We start from the raw sequence: 1,080 nt of genomic DNA on the forward strand, positions 1-1,080 counted from the left end.
TACGGATTGTAATATGAAGTGCGACACCTATTGAAAATAAAAAATGGCTCATAGCCTGATTCGTGTAGAATGAAAGTTACCACACCAGCATTCACACAAGGAGAATCAGTCCATGAGTTATTCACATCTTAGCATAATCGAACGCAGCAAGCTAGAAATCCTACATCAACAAGGGAAAAGTGCAAGAGCTATTGCCGAGGAACTTGGTCGGCATCATACGACCATTTACCGGGAAATCAGCCGGAATGTTCAACTACAGCCATATCAGGCAGAAAGCTCACAACAAGCTTATGTGCAGCGCCGTAAAGCTTCCGTATCCAAGGGTAAATGGACGAAAAAACATGCTGAAGAGCTGGAAGAGAAGTTGCACGCCACATGGTCCCCTGAGCAGATCGTGGAGCGCTTTAGAGCTGAAAATCAACCCACCGTATGTTTCAAAACGATCTACCGCTGGATCTATGCAGGTCGTCTAACGAAAGGTGCTTTACACGTACTCCGGCACAAAGGTAAACGTCAGAAACCTGCGGAAACACGCGGGAAGTTTGCTGTAGGCAGACCCATTTCCCAGCGCCCGAAAGACGTTCTCTCCCGGGAAAGATTTGGGCATTGGGAACTGGACACGGTGGTATCGGGACGTGGAAAGAGCAAGGGGTGTGTAGCAACCTTCATTGAACGGAAAACACGTCTGTACACCGCGATTCAAATGCCCGATCGGACAGCTTTGTCGATGGAGATCGCCTTTGGCGTAGTCGCTGCTCAGTATCCTACTGAGGCTTTTCGAACCGCTACGGCAGACCGTGGCAAGGAGTTCGCCTGCTACGCGAACCTGGAACAAACACACGACGTACAGATCTATTTTGCTGACCCTTACTCTTCCTGGCAACGCGGTTCGAATGAGAATGCGAACGGCTTACTTCGAGAGTTCTTTCCCAAGGGTACGGACTTTGCGCAAATCTCAGATGCAACATTGGAGCGTTCGCTTCATTTAATCAACCATCGCCCCCGAAAATGTCTGGGCTGGAAGACCGCTCACGAATCTTTCACACAGGAACTGTCGCACTTGGCTTGACAATCCGTCTT

At 49.2% G+C, this 1,080-nt stretch carries 1 protein-coding gene; it reads left to right on the forward strand.

What is annotated here, in order from left to right; all coding sequences use genetic code 11:
• Nucleotides 1-112 precede the first annotated feature (112 nt).
• Nucleotides 113-1,069 carry an IS30 family transposase gene (locus WFI24_RS34155; RefSeq protein WP_336766271.1) on the forward strand — a complete coding sequence of 319 codons (957 nt, stop codon included), beginning with the start codon at nucleotides 113-115 and terminating at the stop codon, nucleotides 1,067-1,069.
• Nucleotides 1,070-1,080 lie beyond the last annotated feature (11 nt).

Source organism: Paenibacillus sp. USHLN196 (assembly GCF_037144955.1).
Taxonomy (GTDB): domain Bacteria; phylum Bacillota; class Bacilli; order Paenibacillales; family Paenibacillaceae; genus Paenibacillus; species Paenibacillus xylanexedens_C.

What these genes read in the sequence shown, in the direction of transcription:
- WFI24_RS34155 (WP_336766271.1), top strand. Translation starts at nt 113, where the DNA reads ATGAGTTATTCACATCTTAGCATAATCGAACGCAGCAAGCTAGAAATC.